The following is a 16,111-nucleotide window of genomic DNA, read 5'->3' on the forward strand; positions in this document are numbered from 1 at the left end:
CTCGCTCCGAGCGGCAAAATATGCTGTTCTCGATCCATGACGATGACGGCAGACGAGCTTCCGGATGACCTGAACGCGCTGAAAGCAATGGTGCTTTCGCGTGAGGCGGAGAATGCCCGCCTGCGGCAGATCATCAAGGAATTACAGCGTCACCGCTTTGGTCGACGGGCAGAGACGCTTCCAGAGGACCAGCTTCTGCTTGGGCTTGAAGAGGCCGAACAGATCGAGGCTGCCGGGCTGGAAGAGAAGGAACAAGGCTCGACTGCTCTGCGCCAGGCGCAGGTCGCTAAACGGCCTACGAACCGGGGTTCACTGCCAGCGCATCTGCCGCGCGTCGAGATCGTGGTCGATATCGATAACCATGCCTGCCCCTGCTGCCGCAACGACCTGCATCGGATCGGCGAGGATGTCAGCGAGAAGCTCGATCTTGTGCCCGCCCAATTCCGGGTGCTCGTGCTGCGCCGCCCGAAGTATGCCTGCCGGGCCTGTGAAGAAGTCGTTGTCCAGGCTCCGGCCCCGGCAAGGCTGATCGAGGGCGGCATCCCGACAGAGGCAACCGTCGCCCAGGTGCTGGTATCTAAATATGCTGACCACCTGCCGCTGTATCGCCAGGCGCAAATCTACAAGCGTCAGGGCATCGACCTCGACCGTTCGACGCTCGCCGACTGGGTCGGTCGCGCCGCCTGGCATCTACGCCCGGTCCATCAGCGGCTGCTCGATCATCTGAAGTCATCGTCCAAGCTCTTCGCCGACGAGACGACGGCCCCGGTGCTCGATCCGGGACGTGGCAAAACCAAGACCGGCCAGCTTTGGGCTTATGCACGAGATGACCGGCCGTGGCAGGGCGATGACCCGCCCGGTGTCACCTATGTCTATGCGCCAGATCGCAAAGGCGAACGACCGATGGCCCATCTCGACAGTTTCGTCGGCATCCTGCAGGTAGACGGCTACAGTGGATATCGCCCGCTCGCGGCAAAGAACACCGTGTCGCTGGCCTTCTGCTGGTCCCACGTTCGACGCCGCTTCTATGAGCTTGCTGCCGCTGGTCCGGCACCCATCGCCAGCGAGGCGCTGCGACGCATCGGCGAACTTTACAGGATCGAAGAAGAGATACGTGGCCGGCCCCACGAGGAGCGTCGTGTCGCCCGTCAGGAAAAAAGTCGTCCGATTACCGACAGCCTCGCTCCCTGGCTGCGTGAACAACTCGGCTACATCAGCCAGAAGACAAAACTCGCCGAAGCAATCCGCTATGCCTTGTCACGCTGGGACGGCTTGACCCGCTTCATCGACGATGGCCGGATCGAGATCGATTCCAACGTCGTCGAACGGTCAATCAGGCCAATTGCCCTCAATCGCAAAAATGCGCTATTTGCCGGTTCTGACGCCGGGGCCGAACACTGGGCGACTATCGCCTCGCTCATCGAGACGGCAAAGCTCAACAATGTCGAGCCACTGGCCTATCTCTCAGACGTCCTCACCAAGATCGTCAACAATCATCCAAATAGCCAGATCGACGACCTGCTGCCTTGGGCCTATGCCGCAACGCACGATCTCAAAGCCGTGGCCTGAAAACAGCGCTTACAACGAATGAAACTGCTAAGTCTCTGCAAAAAAATTAAAATTTCTGCGCATTGAGTATGAAAATAACGGGCCTCAGATTCACATCCCTTCAAGGCGTAGCGGTCTACGCTCTAACGAAAGTTCGCTTCTTGACTAGCAATCAGATCCGCACATGACCGGTTTGCGTGTTCATTCCGGTCGTTTAGGCTGCCGAAAAGTTTGCTGAAAGCGGTCGTTTCGCTTTTCATACTAATAATGACTGCGAAGGGTTGGTTTGCGGATCGACAGCTATCGGACCCGGGTTAACGGAAGCGGATATTTATCGAATCCTCGGACCGCGCTAAAGGTGGAGGATGACTGAATTGCGTTCTGGCCTTCCGATAGTTTCATTTGCTGATCAAATTGCACTGGAGAGCTGGTTGGCGGAGCAACCGAGCGATTCCAAGGGTGCGTGGGTTAGATTTCGTAAGAAGGGTTCGAGCATCGCAAGCGTCACCAAAGCTCAGGCGATCGACAGTGCCCTTTGCTATGGCTGGATCGACGGTCAACTCGACAAGTACGACGCTGACAGCTGGTTAGTCCGCTTTACACTCCGCCGACCGCGTAGCAAGTGGTCGGATGAAAATCGGAAACGCGCGCTGGAACTGATCTCGGCGGGGCGCATGCAATCGTCTGGGCAATTGGAAATTGATAAAGCGATGGCAGATGGCAGATGGGAGGCGGCGTATGCACCAGCTAGCAAAGCTGAGGTCCCAACGGACTTGCAGACTGCGCTCGATGCGAACCCGAAGGCCGCAGCTTTCTTCGCTACGCTCACTGGCGCTAACCGATATGCGATCTTGCATCGGATTGGCGCGGTGAAGAAAGCTGAGACCAGAGCCCGAAAGATCAGGGATTTTGTTGGTATGCTTGAACGCGGAGAGACCATTCACGGCTGAAACGGCCGTTTTCGGAGCCGCCCTCTTCTGGTTCTGGCGACCGATATTGGGTCGCTAGCGGTCGGACTGTTTAGCGCCTTCATTTCGGACGTTCGCGGTGCCGAAAAGTTTACTGATAGCGGTCGTTTCGCTTTTCATACTGTTAGCGACCGCGAAGGGGTGGAAAGTGGACTGGGCGCTATTGGAGAGCTGCCCGTGGTTGGCGGCAAAAGTCCCAGACAAACAGGAAATCGAAACGTGGACTGATCTGACCCTGTCCACCGACGGCTGACATAAAGCGGAATTTTGTTCTTGACGTTCTGCCTACTAGAAGGTAGACAAAACACATGAGTAATCTTTCAACGACCTCCGACGACATCTTGGCTTCTGCCCGAACCCTCATCATGAATGGGGGCTACAATGGATTCAGTTATGCTGACATCTCGGAAGAGGTCGGAATCAGAAAGGCCAGCATTCACCACCATTTTCCGAGCAAGGTCGATCTGGTGCGTGAGCTGGTCAAGCGGTATCGCGAAGATGGTCAGGCGAGCGTGGTAGTCCTTGAACAGAACGTTCCGGATGCACTCGACATCCTTAAGGTTTATGCAAACCACTGGTCGAGATGCATTGAGGATGCCAGCCGACCTTACTGCGTGTGTGCTCTGCTTGCCGGTGAGCTGCCGTCCCTGCCGCCGGAGGTCGCAAAGGAGGTTACGGCCTTCTTTGGCTTCATCTCTTCATGGCTAACCTCAGTCATTGAGCGTGGCTCCAGGGAGGGTTCCCTCACTCTCACCAGTGCGCCGGATGTTGAAGCCGAAACATTTCTGGCAACTGTATACGGGGCAATGCTCTCGGCGAGGGCCTATGGGAAGCCGGAAGTGTTCTCAATGATACTCGAACCTGCCCTCAATCGTCTTACGCCGACTGTCTCTCACTAATCCCGGGTAGCCAGGCTACCCGGGTCAATCGCGTCAGCGACACTACCAACTAGTAGGAAGATAAAAATGAGAAATGTTTTCCCAGCCTTGGCCCTCGGGCTGACCTGCATCCTTTCTGTAACTGTCCTTTCGACACCCGCATCTGCCGGGGATAAGAAAGCCGCGCCGATCCATGTCCGCGGCAGCATAGTCGACTACCAGGGGTCAACGCTCAAAGTGAAGACCCGCGAAGGTGAGACCGTCGATGTCGCTCTTGCCGGCGACTGGAAAGTCGCCAGCGTTGCCAAGGCAAAGATCACCGACATCAAGCCGGGCGATTTTGTGGGTATCGCATCATTGCCAAAGGCCGACGGCGGCGATGGCGCGCTTGAGGTCCTCATTTTCCCGCCGGCAATGAAAGGCACAGGCGAGGGGAGCTACGGCTGGGATCTGAAGCCCGACAGCAGCATGACCAATGCGACGGTCGCGGATGCCGTTAAAGGCGTCGATGGCCGGACTGTCACCGTGACCTATCATGGCAAGGAAAAGAAGATCGCCATTCCGGATGGGACACCGGTCGTGACCATTGCCGCGGCCACCAAGGATGATCTCGATCCTGGCGCCGTTGTCTTCATCACCGCCGAAAAGGCTGCAACAGGCCCGATAGCCCACCAGGTGGTCGTCGGCAAGAATGGCGTGGTTCCACCCATGTGAAGACCACGCCGCTACTGGCCGGAGCAGGCGCCTTACTGCTTCGGCCAGCGACCAGAGATCGACGCTGCCTGGTCTGCAGCCGCTAAATGCACAGATGAAAGACGCTGAGATGAGCGCACACGCTTCCAATGACAATGTTCAATATCCTCGGACGATCTTTATCCGCCGCCACTCCGTTGTGACCCGGCTTACGCACTGGCTGAACGTGCTTTGCCTGAGTTTCCTTCTTTTGAGCGGGCTGCAGATCTTCAACGCCCACCCCGAACTATACTGGGGACATTCTGGCGCCGACGGTGATCCTGCCGTCGTGACGATTGGCGCCGATGACAAAGGCGGCGAACCGCGCGGTTTTGTTCGCGTTGCAGGCCTGGAACTACCCACCACAGGCGTCCTTGGCGTTTCTCAGGCTGACGGCGAACAAGTCTCACGCGCTTTTCCCTCCTGGGCAACCATCCCTTCATTCCAGGATCTTGCGGCCGGACGTCGCTGGCATTTCTTCTTCGCCTGGCTGTTCGTGATCAACGGCATTATTTATCTCGGCTTCAGCGTGCTGAGCGGACATTTCCGCAAAGACCTTGCTCCAAAGCTCCATGAGATTTCGCCGCGCCACCTCGCTCGCGAAATCCTCGACCACGCTCGTCTCCGCTTTCCCAAAGGGGAGAAGGCTAGGCATTACAATGCACTTCAGAAGCTCACCTATCTGGCGGTCATTGTCGTCCTCCTGCCTCTGATGGTTTTGACAGGCCTTACCATGTCACCAGGCGTCGATGCCGCTCTGCCGTCCCTTGTCGATATTTTCGGCGGACGCCAGTCCGCGCGCACGATCCATTTCATCACAGCGTCGGCGCTTGTCGTCTTCGTAATCGTGCACCTGATAATGGTGGTCCTGTCCGGGAGCTGGAACAACATCCGCTCAATGATCACTGGACGCTATGCGATCCGGGAAAAAGGCCCGCAATCATGAGCAAGCTTTTTACCCGGCGCCGCTTTCTCATCGGCGGCACGCTTGGCGCCAGTGCTCTGACCCTGTCAGGTTGTGACCTGCTAGACCAGAACGCTGATATCGCGAATGTCCTTCGCTCAGCCGAGAGCCTGACCATGAAGGCGCAGAGACTGCTTCAAGGGCGCGATGCGCTGGCGCGTGAGTTTGACGAAAAGGACATCTCTTCCTCCTTCCGCGTCAATGGAACGAGTGCTCCTGACAGCGACGAATATGCGGAACTGCTCGAAGGAAAGTTTGCAAACTGGCGACTGAAGGTCGACGGCCTTGTTGCTCGGCCTCGAGAGTTTTCGCTCGCCGATTTGAAAACGCTCCCTCCCGAACGCAGATCACCCGCCATGACTGCGTTGAAGGCTGGAGCGCCATCGGCAAATGGACGGGCGTGCCGCTCGCTCATCTGTTGCGCCTGACCGGGGTCGAGCCTACGGCGCGCTTTGTAGTGTTGCATTGTGCGGACGAGCTCGAAAAGACGCTCGATGGAAGCGGACGCTATTACGAGAGCATCGATCTCATCGACGCGGTTCATCCTCAAACCATCCTCGCCTACGAGATGAATGGTCAGGACCTCAGCGTTGGCCACGGGGCGCCCTTGCGTCTCAGGGTCGAGCGGCAACTGGGGTACAAACAGGCAAAGTACATCATGCGCATCGAATTGGTCGACAGCTTCGCCGGCCTGTGGGGCGGTAACGGCGGCTATTGGGAAGATCGCGGGTACGAATGGTACGCCGGCATCTAAGGCCATTAAATGGCGAACCGCAGGAAAACAATCCATGAGCCGACGCAAAGTCCAACAAGTGATGCCGATATCAGCAATCGCGCCTTCACGACAGGTTGAAATCAACCGAACCAGTTCGATCCTGACGGCCGATGGGCGGGCAGGAGGCGATCGGCGGCACCTTCGAGAAAAGCATGCGGATCAAGGGTATCCACGGCCGCAGGGGCAGAGGTTCCTCTCACAGCGGCCCGCATGACCTCGATAGTTCCGAAATGTCAGCTGGGAAACTATCCGGCGAAAGAGATCGCATCGGCCGTCCTGAATGGAACGAGAACCCTCTTTAGCAAGCATATCGGCTTCATCTGACGACGCTAGTGCGAACCATTAGTCAACCAGTTCAGAAAGTGGAAGAAAACAATGTCGAACAACCAGACCTCCCGCGCCCCGCGCGGCAACGACCAGTGGCTCAAGAAGTACTACTTTACCAGAGCGGCCTTCTCAGTGCTGTGGGTCGCGGCTGCATTGACTGCCGGACGGCACTCCTTTGCGGTGGCTGCCGCACTGCTGATCATCTATCCCGCCTGGGATGCAATCGCGAACGTTTTCGATGCTGCAAGGAGTGGTGGTCTTGCCGCCAACCGAAGCCAGGCGATCAACGTCGCAGCAAGCTCGCTTATGACGATAGCCGTGATCCTGGCGCTAACAATGAGCATGAACTGGGTTCTCGGTGCTTTTGGTCTATGGGCGATCTTTTCGGGGCTGTTGCAGCTTGGAACTGCCGTGCGGCGTTGGAAAACGAGTGGAGGTCAGTGGGCGATGATTTTGAGCGGTGGCCAATCCTCTGTGGCCGGGGCGCTCTTCATCTTTCAAGCGCAAATGCCGCAGGAGCCTTCTATCTCCACGGTTGCGGGCTACGCTGGCGTCGGAGCATTCTACTTTCTGGTTTCGGCAATATGGTTGACGATTGCCCTGTCACGTCGCAATGCGCATCCCGTCTCGTGAGCTGCACTTCGCACCATTGAAACTGCCTGGAGAGGATTTAAATCATGACGCATGATGCGGCAGAGCAATTTGCTTCCTATCGGAAGAGCATCGACAATCTGGATTCAGCTCTTCTCAATATTTTGGCCGAACGCTTTCGCTGTACCGAGCAGGTCGGCCACCTGAAAGCCGAACAGGCGATGCCGGCGATTGATAGTGAGCGGGAGCGTCGCCAAATGGATCGACTGAAGAGCATCGCCAATGATGTCGGTCTCAGTCAGCACTTTGTCGAAGGACTAATGAGAATGATAGTGAGGGCTGTGGTGGAGCGGCACAAGGAGATTGCGGCCAGCAAGTGACGTGTCTGCCTCGTCTATCTGCCACCACAGTGATTTAAACGACGTCGCAGGGTGAACCGATCTTCTTCGGGCGAGTTACCATGCAGAGGCATTTGTGAGGTGGTCTGAGACGGTCGAAATGAACGCACGAAGACGCTGAAGACGTCGCAGGTCCCGGTGATATCCCATCCAGACGTCTCGCGCCGGCGGGGGTTTGGGGAGTTCCAGTCTGCGGAGACCCGGGATCTGATTACCCACAACGCGGGGCAGGACGGCGATTCCAACGCCCTGTTTGCACATTCGCCCCTGGACGTTTCGGTTGTTTGATCGCAGCACGGGTCTCGCGTTCGGGAAACTCTCGGCGAGCCAGGCGATATCGGGGAACTGCCCGGTCGAAGTATCGTGGGTGATCAGCCGGAAACCAGTCCCGTCGCCATATTCAGGGTCAGGCGACTCCTCGGCGATGTAGACGCCGTATTCGAGCCTGAACAGCCGCCGTTGAACGACATCGGCAGTGTCGAACGGAACAATACGAAAGGCGACGTCGGCCTCCCTTTGGGCGAGGTTGAACAGGCGGGTGCCGGTCAGTATCTCGACGTCTACATTGGGGTAGGCTTTCGAGAAATCTGCCAAGATGGGGGGCAGAACATAGGCACCGAACCAGTCTGCTGATGAGATACGCAGACTGCCTTTGAGGTTTTGCTCCTGTCCTGCAAGGCGCCGCTCCATGGCCAGCGCGCCTTCTTCCATCTGCTCTGCCAGAGTAATGATCCCATGGCCCTCTTCGGTAAGCACGAGGCCGTCCGCGGTCCGCTGGAAGAGCGAGTGGCCGATCGCCTCCTCAAGGGCACGCAGCCGTCTGCCGACGGTCGGATGGCTTGTATGAAGAGCACGCGCAGCGCCGCCGAGTGTGCCGGATCGTGCAATCGCAAGGAAGATTTTTACATCACTCCATTCCACGGCCGAGCCCTTACAAAAATGAACATTGAAAATACAAAACTGTCACTTCAAGTACAAATATAAACATATAGATTCAAGTCATACTTCGAAAACAAGTGGAGAAACGTCATGAAAACGTGGTTCATCACAGGCTGCTCGAGCGGCTTCGGACAACGGCTCGCGATCGCTGCAGCACAGCGCGGCGATCAGGTTGTCGCGACTGCCCGCAATGTCAAAACGATCGAAGACATGGCTCGGCCATTCGACGGCCGTATGATCACCTTGCCGCTCGACGTGACGAATGTAGCGGCAGCCAAAGCCGCAGTCGCAAAGGCGGTCGAGACATTCGGTGGCTTTGATGTACTTGTGAACAATGCCGGCTACGGACTGTTTGGCGCGCTCGAGGAAGGCACGTCCGAAGAATATCGACCAATGTTTGAGGTGAACGTTTTCGGTCTTATCGAAACCACCAGAGCAGCGCTGCCGACCTTGCGACGTTCTGGCGGAACGATCGTCAACATATCGTCCGGCGCAGGGATCGCGGGGAGCGGCGGCGCAGCATACTACAATGCCGCCAAGTTTGCGGTTGAAGGGGTTTCCGAGGCGCTCGCCGGTGAGCTGAAGCCGTTCGGCATCCGCGTGCTGATCGTCGAGCCTGGGCCGTTTCGCACCGATTTCCTCGGCCGTTCGATCACGATGGCGGCCAACGAGATGCCGGAATACGCTGAGAGTTCGCGTAGGCATTATCGCGAAACCAATAACGGCAATCAGGCGGGAGACCCTGATAAGGCGGTCGCGGTAATCCTGCAGGCGGCCGACGCCGATGACACCCCGCTTCATCTGCCGCTTGGGCCCGTCGCGCATTCGATCGCTGAGCGAAAGCTTGCTTCGTTCCGCAGCGATATCGACGCTTGGCGCGATATCTCGATCGCCACCGATTTCGATCAGCCCTGAGCTGGTCGTGAGCTCAGTTTAACATCAACATCGACGGAAAAGAGTTATGATCCCGACATTGGAAGGGTTTTCCCAGCAGCTGGTGCCTGTGAATGGCATCAAGATCAATGCCGTCACGGGGGGCTCAGGCCCGGCGATCCTTCTACTTCACGGTTGGCCGGAAACCTGGTGGGAATGGCACCACGTCATGCCGCTGCTGGCCGAACATTTTAGCGTGGTCGCCATTGATCTGCGCGGTGCGGGTTTTTCCGACTGCCCGCTTGACGGCTACGACAAGGCGACGATGGCGCGCGACGCGCACGAGGTCATGATCGCCCTTGGGCATGAACGCTACGCCGTATGCGGCCATGACATCGGCGGAATGGTGGCGCTTCCGCAGGCCGCTATCTATCGAGATGCGGTTACTCACCTTGCCGTCCTCGATGTTCCGCTTCCTGGCTGGAGCCGGTGGGAGGTGGCGACGGCAAAGATCTGGCACTTTGCGTTCCATGCTAACCGGGATCTGCCAGAGCGTCTGATCTATGGCCGCGAATACGACTATGTCTCGGCCTTCATGGCGGAGCGGTTTTACGACCACAGCACCTTTAATCCTGAAGACATCGAAATCTATGCGAAAGCCATGGCCCTCCCTGGCCGCACCCGAGGCGGCATGGAATGGTATCGCACCCTGACCGCAGATCATGCCGCTTCGCTTGACTATAAAAAGCACCCGCTGGAGATACCGGCGTTAGGGCTTGGCGGGGAGCATCGTTTCGGTGCGCATATGGTCCCGATGCTCAAGGAGTTCGCCACAGATGTAACGGGCGGCTCGATTGCCCGCTGCAGTCACTATTTGGCGGACGAGCGCCCGGATGAAGTGGCCGCTGCTCTCATCGATTTCCTCAAGGCCAAGTGAACGCTGCGATCCGGGCAAATTGGGCTCGATCGCGCTCGATTGATTTAACAAGAAAGGAAAATTGTCATGACTGCACCTCAAATTCGCGGCGTAAATCACATCGGCATCACGGTGCCCGACATTGAAGCAGCAAAATTATTTCTGGTAGAAGCTTTCGGTGGCCAGGTGATCTATCAATCCTTCGGGCCCCAGGATCCGCCGCGGCAGGGCCCCGAATTCGAACGGGCCACTGGTGCATTCCCAGGCACCGTTGTCCGTGCACAGGCGATGGTCAAGATCGGAACCGGCCCCGATATCGAGCTCTTCGAAATGCACGGCCCCCAACAAGTCCAGCCTGTTCGCCCTAGCGATTTCGGCATTACCCACTTCGGCGTCTATACCGACGACATCGATGCATCGGTCAAACGCTTTGAAAAGGCAGGAGGCTCGCCCCTAACCGCGCCCCGCGATATTCCCTATACGACCGAGAAAGGCCAAGGGAACAAGGTCTGCTACTGCCGCACGCCGTGGGGCACGATGATCGAGTTTATCACCACGCCTGATCGCATGGGTTATCACGATCAGACGGATCTGCGCCGGTGGCAGGATGAGGAATGAGCGAGAGTTTTAAACCAAATCGCCTCGCCGCAGCTTTCTATCGCACTCGGCGAAGGAAGGTCGCACCTCCACGTCAGATCCCGGCTAGCTATTGGATCGTATCGAAGTCTTGCCCTGTTCCGCTGCAGGACGCCAACAGATGCCGAGCCGCCCACGATCACATCCGCCTCTTCTTGGACAGGGAAAGACATGTCCATGGCTCAATGATCGAAGTATTGTCATTCGAAACACAAAATTAACGGAAATATTATCATGTCCATAATTAGCAAAGCAGCGGCTGGTCTCGCAGTTTCGTTTTTATCCTCTACTGCTGTTACAGCCCCGGCCTTAGCGGACGCACGCAACATTGTGCTCGTTCATGGCGCGCTCGTCGATGGTTCTGGTTGGCGCGGCGTTTATGACATCCTGACCCGCGACGGCTACAATGTCAGCATTGTCCAGCAGCCGCTTACAAGTCTGGAACAAGACGTCGGAGCTACCAGACGCATTCTCGATCAGCAGGACGGAAACGTTGTTCTCGTCGGTCACAGCTACGGGGGTACGATCATCACGGCGGCAGGCGATGATCCGAAGGTCAAGGCACTTGTTTATGTCGCAGCGCTACAGCCTGAAAAGGGTGAAAGCACCACACAATTGCTCCAGTCTATGCCGTCACCCACCAAGGATATCAAGCCGTTGAAGGATGGGTTCCTCCTTATCGACCCGTCAAAGTTCGCTGCGGATTTCGGAGCAGATCTGCCCAAGGCTCAAGCCGAGTTCATGGCCCGGTCTCAGATGCCCGTCGCCGTTGCCGCCACCGATACGCAGGTACCTGTTGCCGCCTGGCACGATAAGCCGAGCTACGCAATCGTCGCGAAGGACGACATGCCGATAAACCCCAACTTGGAGCGCTGGATGTACAAGCGTGCTGGTTCAACGGTGACAGAGGTCGAGGGCAGCCACGCAATCTACATCTCGCAGGCGACTGCAGTCGCAAAGGTTATCGAGGAAGCAGCCAAAGCTGCTAAGTAGCGGCGGCATGAATTATGCAAAAGTCGTTTGTGTCGATGGACTGCCAGCCGCGTCTCGTCTGGGAACGTGACGCGGCTATTTTGAGACATGTATCTGAGTTTGGGAACGAGCCGTTGAAAACGCATCCATCTCTATCTCAAAGATGAAGAGCGTTATCGGCCGAATTGGCCTGAAACCGCGTGAGGTTCCTTACCGTTTTGAGCGTTTGATGAACGTTTTTGATTACAAACGCAAATATACAGATTTCACTCCGGCGGGCGAAGTGAAAGGCTGCCCGACATCGCCGGCCGTTTTGACTATTAATCCAGCGGCGCTTGAAAATTCGCGAGGCATGGACCGCTAGCAATAAGTAACCTTTGCGAGGACCACTATGGATCGAGAGATCATCATACCCGACGAGATGCGAGAAATTGTCAGCCGAGCAGGTTATGCTCCCGCAGTTAAAGTCGGAGACACAATTTACGTCGTCGGCCAAGTCGGCCGGACAAGGGATCTAAAGATCATTCATGATCCGGCAGAGCAATTCAGAGCTATGTGGGACAATTTACGGATTGTCGTCGGAGCCGCTCATTGCACGTTCGATGACATCGTGGAAATGACAAGCTATCACGTCGAAATGTCCAAGCACATGGACGTGTTCCGGACCGTCAAAAACGAGGTCTTTCCGAAGGGAACCTATGCGTGGACCCGGATAGGTGTCTCTGAGCTCGCGCACCAGGGACTCCTCGCTGAGGTGAAATGTGTTGCCGTAAAGCGATGATGGAACGCGTATGTCGCGAACGAACGTCTCCACGCTGAGCATAAAAGTTACAGCAGCCTAGTGTATAGGAGACGGTGGACTTTGGTTCGGTTCCTATCAATGCGTATCGGCAAGGGTGGGGTTGTTAAGAATCTTGACTGGCAATCTGGGAATGAAACGACTGGCTCAGTTACTTAGTCTCAATTCTATTTAGTTCAACGATTTCATCATGTGTAACGCCGCCTTGAGACTGCATGAATTTCTCAATCAGGCGATCTCGATTAACTGGTGCTTTAAGCCTGTCAGCCGATTCCAGTGCCAGAACCAATTCGTCCTTGGTCAGCTCCGTGCAATAGGCGGGCGTTCCGGGTTGTTGACGCCAAGATTCCGATAAAACTCCGGCATCGACTGCATCAAAACCAGTTTCCTCGACGAGCCCCATGATGATCGATTTAGAAGCTGGCTCATCACCGGACACAGGTATCGCTATGCGGCCCGCTGTTCCCTTCGGGCTGCCACGTTCGGCCAGAGTGGTCGCCAATGCAGCATTCCAGGCCTTGATAACTGGAAGTCCAAGTTGCAGTTCGACCCAGACGCTCTCTGGTATGCCACCATCGATGCCTGAAATCACGCCGTCGCGGAAAGGGTAGTAGTTGGACGTATCAACGACTATCGTGTTCCGTGGAACCTTGAGAAAGTGACAGGTTAACTCACGATAACTCGAAAATGGAATGGACAGGATAACTACATCGACATCTTCTAACGCCCCCTCCTTCGTGACGGTTGTCGCCCCGATGTCGTGCGCCAGAGCGCGAAGAGATTCCGGACCTTTTGAGTTTGCGATTTTAACTTCATGGCCGGAAGCTGCCAGCTTCCTTGCGAGGGTAGCACCAATATTGCCAGCGCCAATGACACCGATTTTCATAAGAGATTCCTTAAGTTAAGGGATAACTATCCAACTAGACCCGTAGGCCCGATTGTTTACGCAGGCTTTTATCGAATGCCGCTTCAGGTACCAGACGGCGCAGCAATCGTATTTTTCCAGCGAGCTTTCCGGCGGGGTAGCGGCGCTTGGGAGAGGTCGCAGTTGCAGCTGCGAGAACTGTAGTCGCTACCGTCTCGGGGGTATCTCCGACAGCGATCTGATCGCGCAAGTGCTCCGACATCGTAAAGCGCATCGGCTCATACAGGCCGATAGGCTGATCGGGCTTCAGTACGTTTTCCTCAAAGGCGGAGCGAGTATAGGCAGGCTCGATCAGAACCACCCGAATTCCGAACGTGCGAACCTCGTGATCGAGAGATTCCGAATAGCCCTCGATTGCATGTTTGGTTGAGGCATAAAGCGCGTTGTAAGGCGCCGGGATGAGACCGAGTACCGAGCTCATATTTATAATGCGGCCTGACTTCTGTTTCCGCATTACGGGTAGAACTGCGTTCGTAACACGGATGACACCGAAAACATTCACATCAAACAAGGCTTGCGCCTGAGCGATTGAGGATTCTTCCGCCCCGGCCAGGAGGCCAATGCCGGCATTGTTTACCAGCACTTCAATCGAGCCAGCTTCCTTCAAGACAGTCTCGACCAGCTTTCCCACCGATGTCTCATCAGTGACATCGCAAGGCACCATGGTAATGCCGTCGGCATTTTCGTAATTTGCGCGCCTGCTTGTCCCGAACACACGGTATCCGGCGTTTAGCAATGCTTTTGCCGTGGCCAGGCCGATGCCGGAAGAGGCCCCGGTGACAAGAGCGACATCAGGTTTTGAGCGATTCATGGGAGCGGTCCTCAGTGTTTCACGACTAACCGTAGTAAGCCTGTCTGTCCGGATTTTGTTTCTGTTTCAAATCTCGTCGTTCCAGCGGCGGAAAAGTACGCTGGCATTCACGCCGCCGAAGCCGAAACCGTTGGAAAGTGCATATTCCATGACTTTCGACTGGGCTTCTTTCGCCACGAACCCGAGACCTTCACCGGCACTATCCGGGTCGTCCAGATTAAGAGTGGGTGGTGCGATCTGGTCACGCAGAGCAAGGATCGTGAAAATCGCTTCCAGTCCACCGGCTGCGCCCAGGAGATGGCCAGTCGCCGATTTGGTTGCGCTGACAGCGACGTTGGCCTCGGCGCCGAATACTGATTTGATTGCCCTTATTTCTCCCAGATCTCCGATCTGTGTGGAGGTTGCGTGTGCATTAATATGAGCGATATCATCAGGACGGATGCTCGCTTGAGATATTGCAATCTCGATTGCCCGTCGCGCGCCGCTGCCATCTTCGGGCCCTGAGGTGATGTGATGTGCGTCAGCAGATGTTCCGTATCCAACCAGCTCAGCCAGCGGAGTTGCGCCTCGCGCCAATGCATGGCTGAGCGCTTCGATTACGAGGACGCCGGCACCTTCGCCCATAACAAATCCGTCACGTTGGGTGTCGAAAGGGCGGGAGGCCTTTTCTGGAGTTTCATTGAAACTCGTTGAAAGCGATCTTGCGGCAGCAAATCCGGCGAGGCTGACTTCGTTGATGCAGGCTTCGGTCCCGCCACATATCGCGATATCGGCTTCGTTGGATCTGATGAGGCGTGCGGCGTCTCCGATTGCCTGAACGCCAGCCGCACAAGCCGTTACCGGTGCTCCAATTGGCCCTTTAAAACCATGTCGAATAGACACCTGTCCTGCCGCCAGATTGACGAGGAACGACGGAACGGTGAACGGTGAAAGACGACGGGCACCTTTTTGGTCAACGGTTCTGACAGCTGCGGTAATTGCGGGAAAACCGCCAATGCCGGATGCTATAATTGTAGCAGTGCGCTCTTTCTCGGTTTCCGAAACCGGTTTCCATCCAGCCTGGTTCAGCGCTTCTTCAGCCGCTGCAAGGGCGAATAATATGAAACGGTCTACCTTGCGCTGATCTTTTGGGGCAAGAACACTATCAGCATCAAAGCCCGCCTCAGTGTCTTCCGATATTGTTGGCACCACACCACCAATTTTCGATGGCAGGTCGCCCACAATGTCATCGGAAAGTCGTTTCACGCCCGAACGGCCGGCAAGCAAACGGGACCAGGTTACCGGCACATTGGCTGCAAGGGGACTGACTGCTCCCATTCCTGTCACAACGATACGACGCATGACGAATACTCCGTTTTCACTCCATTGATTCCGAAGGAGCACCGGCCAGACCGCTCATGCGCCTTGCTTCGGCAGCTGCCGCATCGAGAAATCGTTTGGATAGGTCCTTATCGTTCACAACGCGAGAAAGCGTAACGGCACCAACCATGATGGAAAGCAGTGCCATGGCTCTGTCGCTTCTTTCTTGGGCCGGTGTGCTTGTGAGGAGTTCATCAAGAACGGCCAGATGGCCGCGGATACCATCCTCGAAGGGAGCTTTCACGTCCGGGCTTTGGCGTGCAACGTCCGCCCCGAGCGCCACGAGAGGACACCCATCACCAATTTCATCGCGATGGTCGAGGGAGAGATAGAGATTCAAAATCGCTTCCAATTGGACGGCGTTGCCCGCAGCAGCGTCGGCCCACCTGCGAGTAGCACCTTCCATCGCGCGGCGTGATGCTTTGGCCGCTAGATCATCTTTGGATTCGAACTGCTTATAAAAGCCCCCCTGTGTCAGGCCGGCGCCCTTCATCAAGTCCTTTAGTCCGATGCCATCAAATCCATGTTCGCGGAAAAGCCTGCTTGCGACATCGATCACTGTCTCGCGATTGGCTTCCGCCTGCGCTCGGCTGACTCTCATTTGCCGTCTCCTTTAGATTTCATTTGACATCTATAACAAATTTAGATGTTAATCGCAATCTAAATCAATCGCATTTGTCCGTTTAGAAGGTCCACTTGC

17 protein-coding genes and 1 pseudogene are annotated in these 16,111 nt (G+C 56.2%); 13 read left to right on the forward strand and 5 right to left on the reverse strand.

What is annotated here, in order from left to right:
* Positions 1-36: 36 nt before the first annotated feature.
* The 8 genes and pseudogenes from QLQ11_RS21880 to QLQ11_RS21915 all read left to right on the forward strand — a co-directional run bounded on the left by QLQ11_RS21880 (position 37) and on the right by QLQ11_RS21915 (position 7,163).
* Positions 37-1,569, forward strand: coding sequence for an IS66 family transposase (locus tag QLQ11_RS21880; RefSeq protein ID WP_371836024.1), 1,533 nt, complete (start codon positions 37-39; stop codon positions 1,567-1,569).
* A 344-nt stretch (positions 1,570-1,913) separates the two neighbouring features.
* Positions 1,914-2,498 carry a YdeI family protein gene (locus QLQ11_RS21885; protein WP_121539465.1) on the forward strand — a complete coding sequence of 195 codons (585 nt, stop codon included), beginning with the start codon at positions 1,914-1,916 and terminating at the stop codon, positions 2,496-2,498.
* A 326-nt stretch (positions 2,499-2,824) separates the two neighbouring features.
* Positions 2,825-3,415, forward strand: coding sequence for a TetR/AcrR family transcriptional regulator (locus QLQ11_RS21890; protein ID WP_121539466.1), 591 nt, complete (start codon positions 2,825-2,827; stop codon positions 3,413-3,415).
* A gap of 66 nt (positions 3,416-3,481) precedes the next feature.
* A complete protein-coding gene (locus QLQ11_RS21895; protein WP_121539467.1) occupies positions 3,482-4,108 on the forward strand; it encodes a hypothetical protein in 627 nt (208 codons plus the stop codon).
* 109 nt (positions 4,109-4,217) lie between these two features.
* Positions 4,218-5,072, forward strand: a complete 855-nt coding sequence (locus QLQ11_RS21900; RefSeq protein ID WP_121539468.1) for a cytochrome b/b6 domain-containing protein — start codon at positions 4,218-4,220, stop codon at positions 5,070-5,072.
* A pseudogene (locus tag QLQ11_RS21905) lies at positions 5,069-5,844 on the forward strand (molybdopterin-binding protein). The gene QLQ11_RS21900 and the pseudogene QLQ11_RS21905 overlap by 4 nt, the downstream one beginning before the upstream one ends.
* A gap of 396 nt (positions 5,845-6,240) precedes the next feature.
* The gene (locus QLQ11_RS21910) at positions 6,241-6,825 is read left to right on the forward strand and encodes a DUF308 domain-containing protein (RefSeq protein ID WP_121539470.1); all 585 of its coding nucleotides are present in this window, start codon (positions 6,241-6,243) and stop codon (positions 6,823-6,825) included.
* Between the two features lie 44 nt (positions 6,826-6,869).
* Entirely contained in the window at positions 6,870-7,163 is a 294-nt protein-coding gene (locus QLQ11_RS21915) for a chorismate mutase (RefSeq protein WP_121539471.1), read from the forward strand.
* Between the two features lie 75 nt (positions 7,164-7,238).
* On the opposite strand, the gene QLQ11_RS21920 is transcribed toward QLQ11_RS21915, so the two are convergent.
* Positions 7,239-8,102, reverse strand: a complete 864-nt coding sequence (locus QLQ11_RS21920; protein WP_121539472.1) for a LysR family transcriptional regulator — start codon at positions 8,100-8,102, stop codon at positions 7,239-7,241.
* A 108-nt stretch (positions 8,103-8,210) separates the two neighbouring features.
* Here QLQ11_RS21920 and QLQ11_RS21925 point away from each other — a divergent pair, with 108 nt between their 5' ends.
* From QLQ11_RS21925 to QLQ11_RS21945, 5 genes are all read left to right on the forward strand, one after another.
* Positions 8,211-9,035, forward strand: coding sequence for an oxidoreductase (locus tag QLQ11_RS21925; RefSeq protein ID WP_121539473.1), 825 nt, complete (start codon positions 8,211-8,213; stop codon positions 9,033-9,035).
* Positions 9,036-9,081: 46 nt separating this feature from the next.
* Complete coding sequence (locus QLQ11_RS21930; protein ID WP_121539474.1) at positions 9,082-9,930, forward strand: alpha/beta fold hydrolase; 849 nt, start codon at positions 9,082-9,084, stop codon at positions 9,928-9,930.
* A gap of 66 nt (positions 9,931-9,996) precedes the next feature.
* Positions 9,997-10,527 carry a VOC family protein gene (locus QLQ11_RS21935; RefSeq protein ID WP_121539475.1) on the forward strand — a complete coding sequence of 177 codons (531 nt, stop codon included), beginning with the start codon at positions 9,997-9,999 and terminating at the stop codon, positions 10,525-10,527.
* A gap of 252 nt (positions 10,528-10,779) precedes the next feature.
* Positions 10,780-11,538, forward strand: coding sequence for an alpha/beta fold hydrolase (locus QLQ11_RS21940; protein WP_283735406.1), 759 nt, complete (start codon positions 10,780-10,782; stop codon positions 11,536-11,538).
* A 400-nt stretch (positions 11,539-11,938) separates the two neighbouring features.
* On the forward strand, positions 11,939-12,298 hold the full coding sequence (locus QLQ11_RS21945; RefSeq protein WP_235859051.1) for a RidA family protein: 360 nt from the start codon (positions 11,939-11,941) through the stop codon (positions 12,296-12,298).
* Positions 12,299-12,467: 169 nt separating this feature from the next.
* Here the strand turns inward: QLQ11_RS21945 and QLQ11_RS21950 are convergent, their stop codons facing one another.
* From QLQ11_RS21950 to QLQ11_RS21965, 4 genes are all read right to left on the reverse strand, one after another.
* On the reverse strand, positions 12,468-13,202 hold the full coding sequence (locus QLQ11_RS21950) for an NADPH-dependent F420 reductase (protein ID WP_121539479.1): 735 nt from the start codon (positions 13,200-13,202) through the stop codon (positions 12,468-12,470).
* Between the two features lie 34 nt (positions 13,203-13,236).
* A complete protein-coding gene (locus QLQ11_RS21955) occupies positions 13,237-14,052 on the reverse strand; it encodes an oxidoreductase (RefSeq protein WP_283735405.1) in 816 nt (271 codons plus the stop codon).
* Between the two features lie 66 nt (positions 14,053-14,118).
* Positions 14,119-15,393 (reverse strand): beta-ketoacyl-ACP synthase II, encoded by a 1,275-nt coding sequence (fabF, locus tag QLQ11_RS21960; RefSeq protein WP_121539481.1) that lies wholly within the window; start codon positions 15,391-15,393, stop codon positions 14,119-14,121.
* 16 nt (positions 15,394-15,409) lie between these two features.
* Complete coding sequence (locus QLQ11_RS21965) at positions 15,410-16,012, reverse strand: TetR/AcrR family transcriptional regulator (protein ID WP_121539482.1); 603 nt, start codon at positions 16,010-16,012, stop codon at positions 15,410-15,412.
* Positions 16,013-16,111 lie beyond the last annotated feature (99 nt).

The organism is Ochrobactrum sp. SSR (assembly GCF_030067775.1).
Classification (GTDB): domain Bacteria; phylum Pseudomonadota; class Alphaproteobacteria; order Rhizobiales; family Rhizobiaceae; genus Brucella; species Brucella teleogrylli.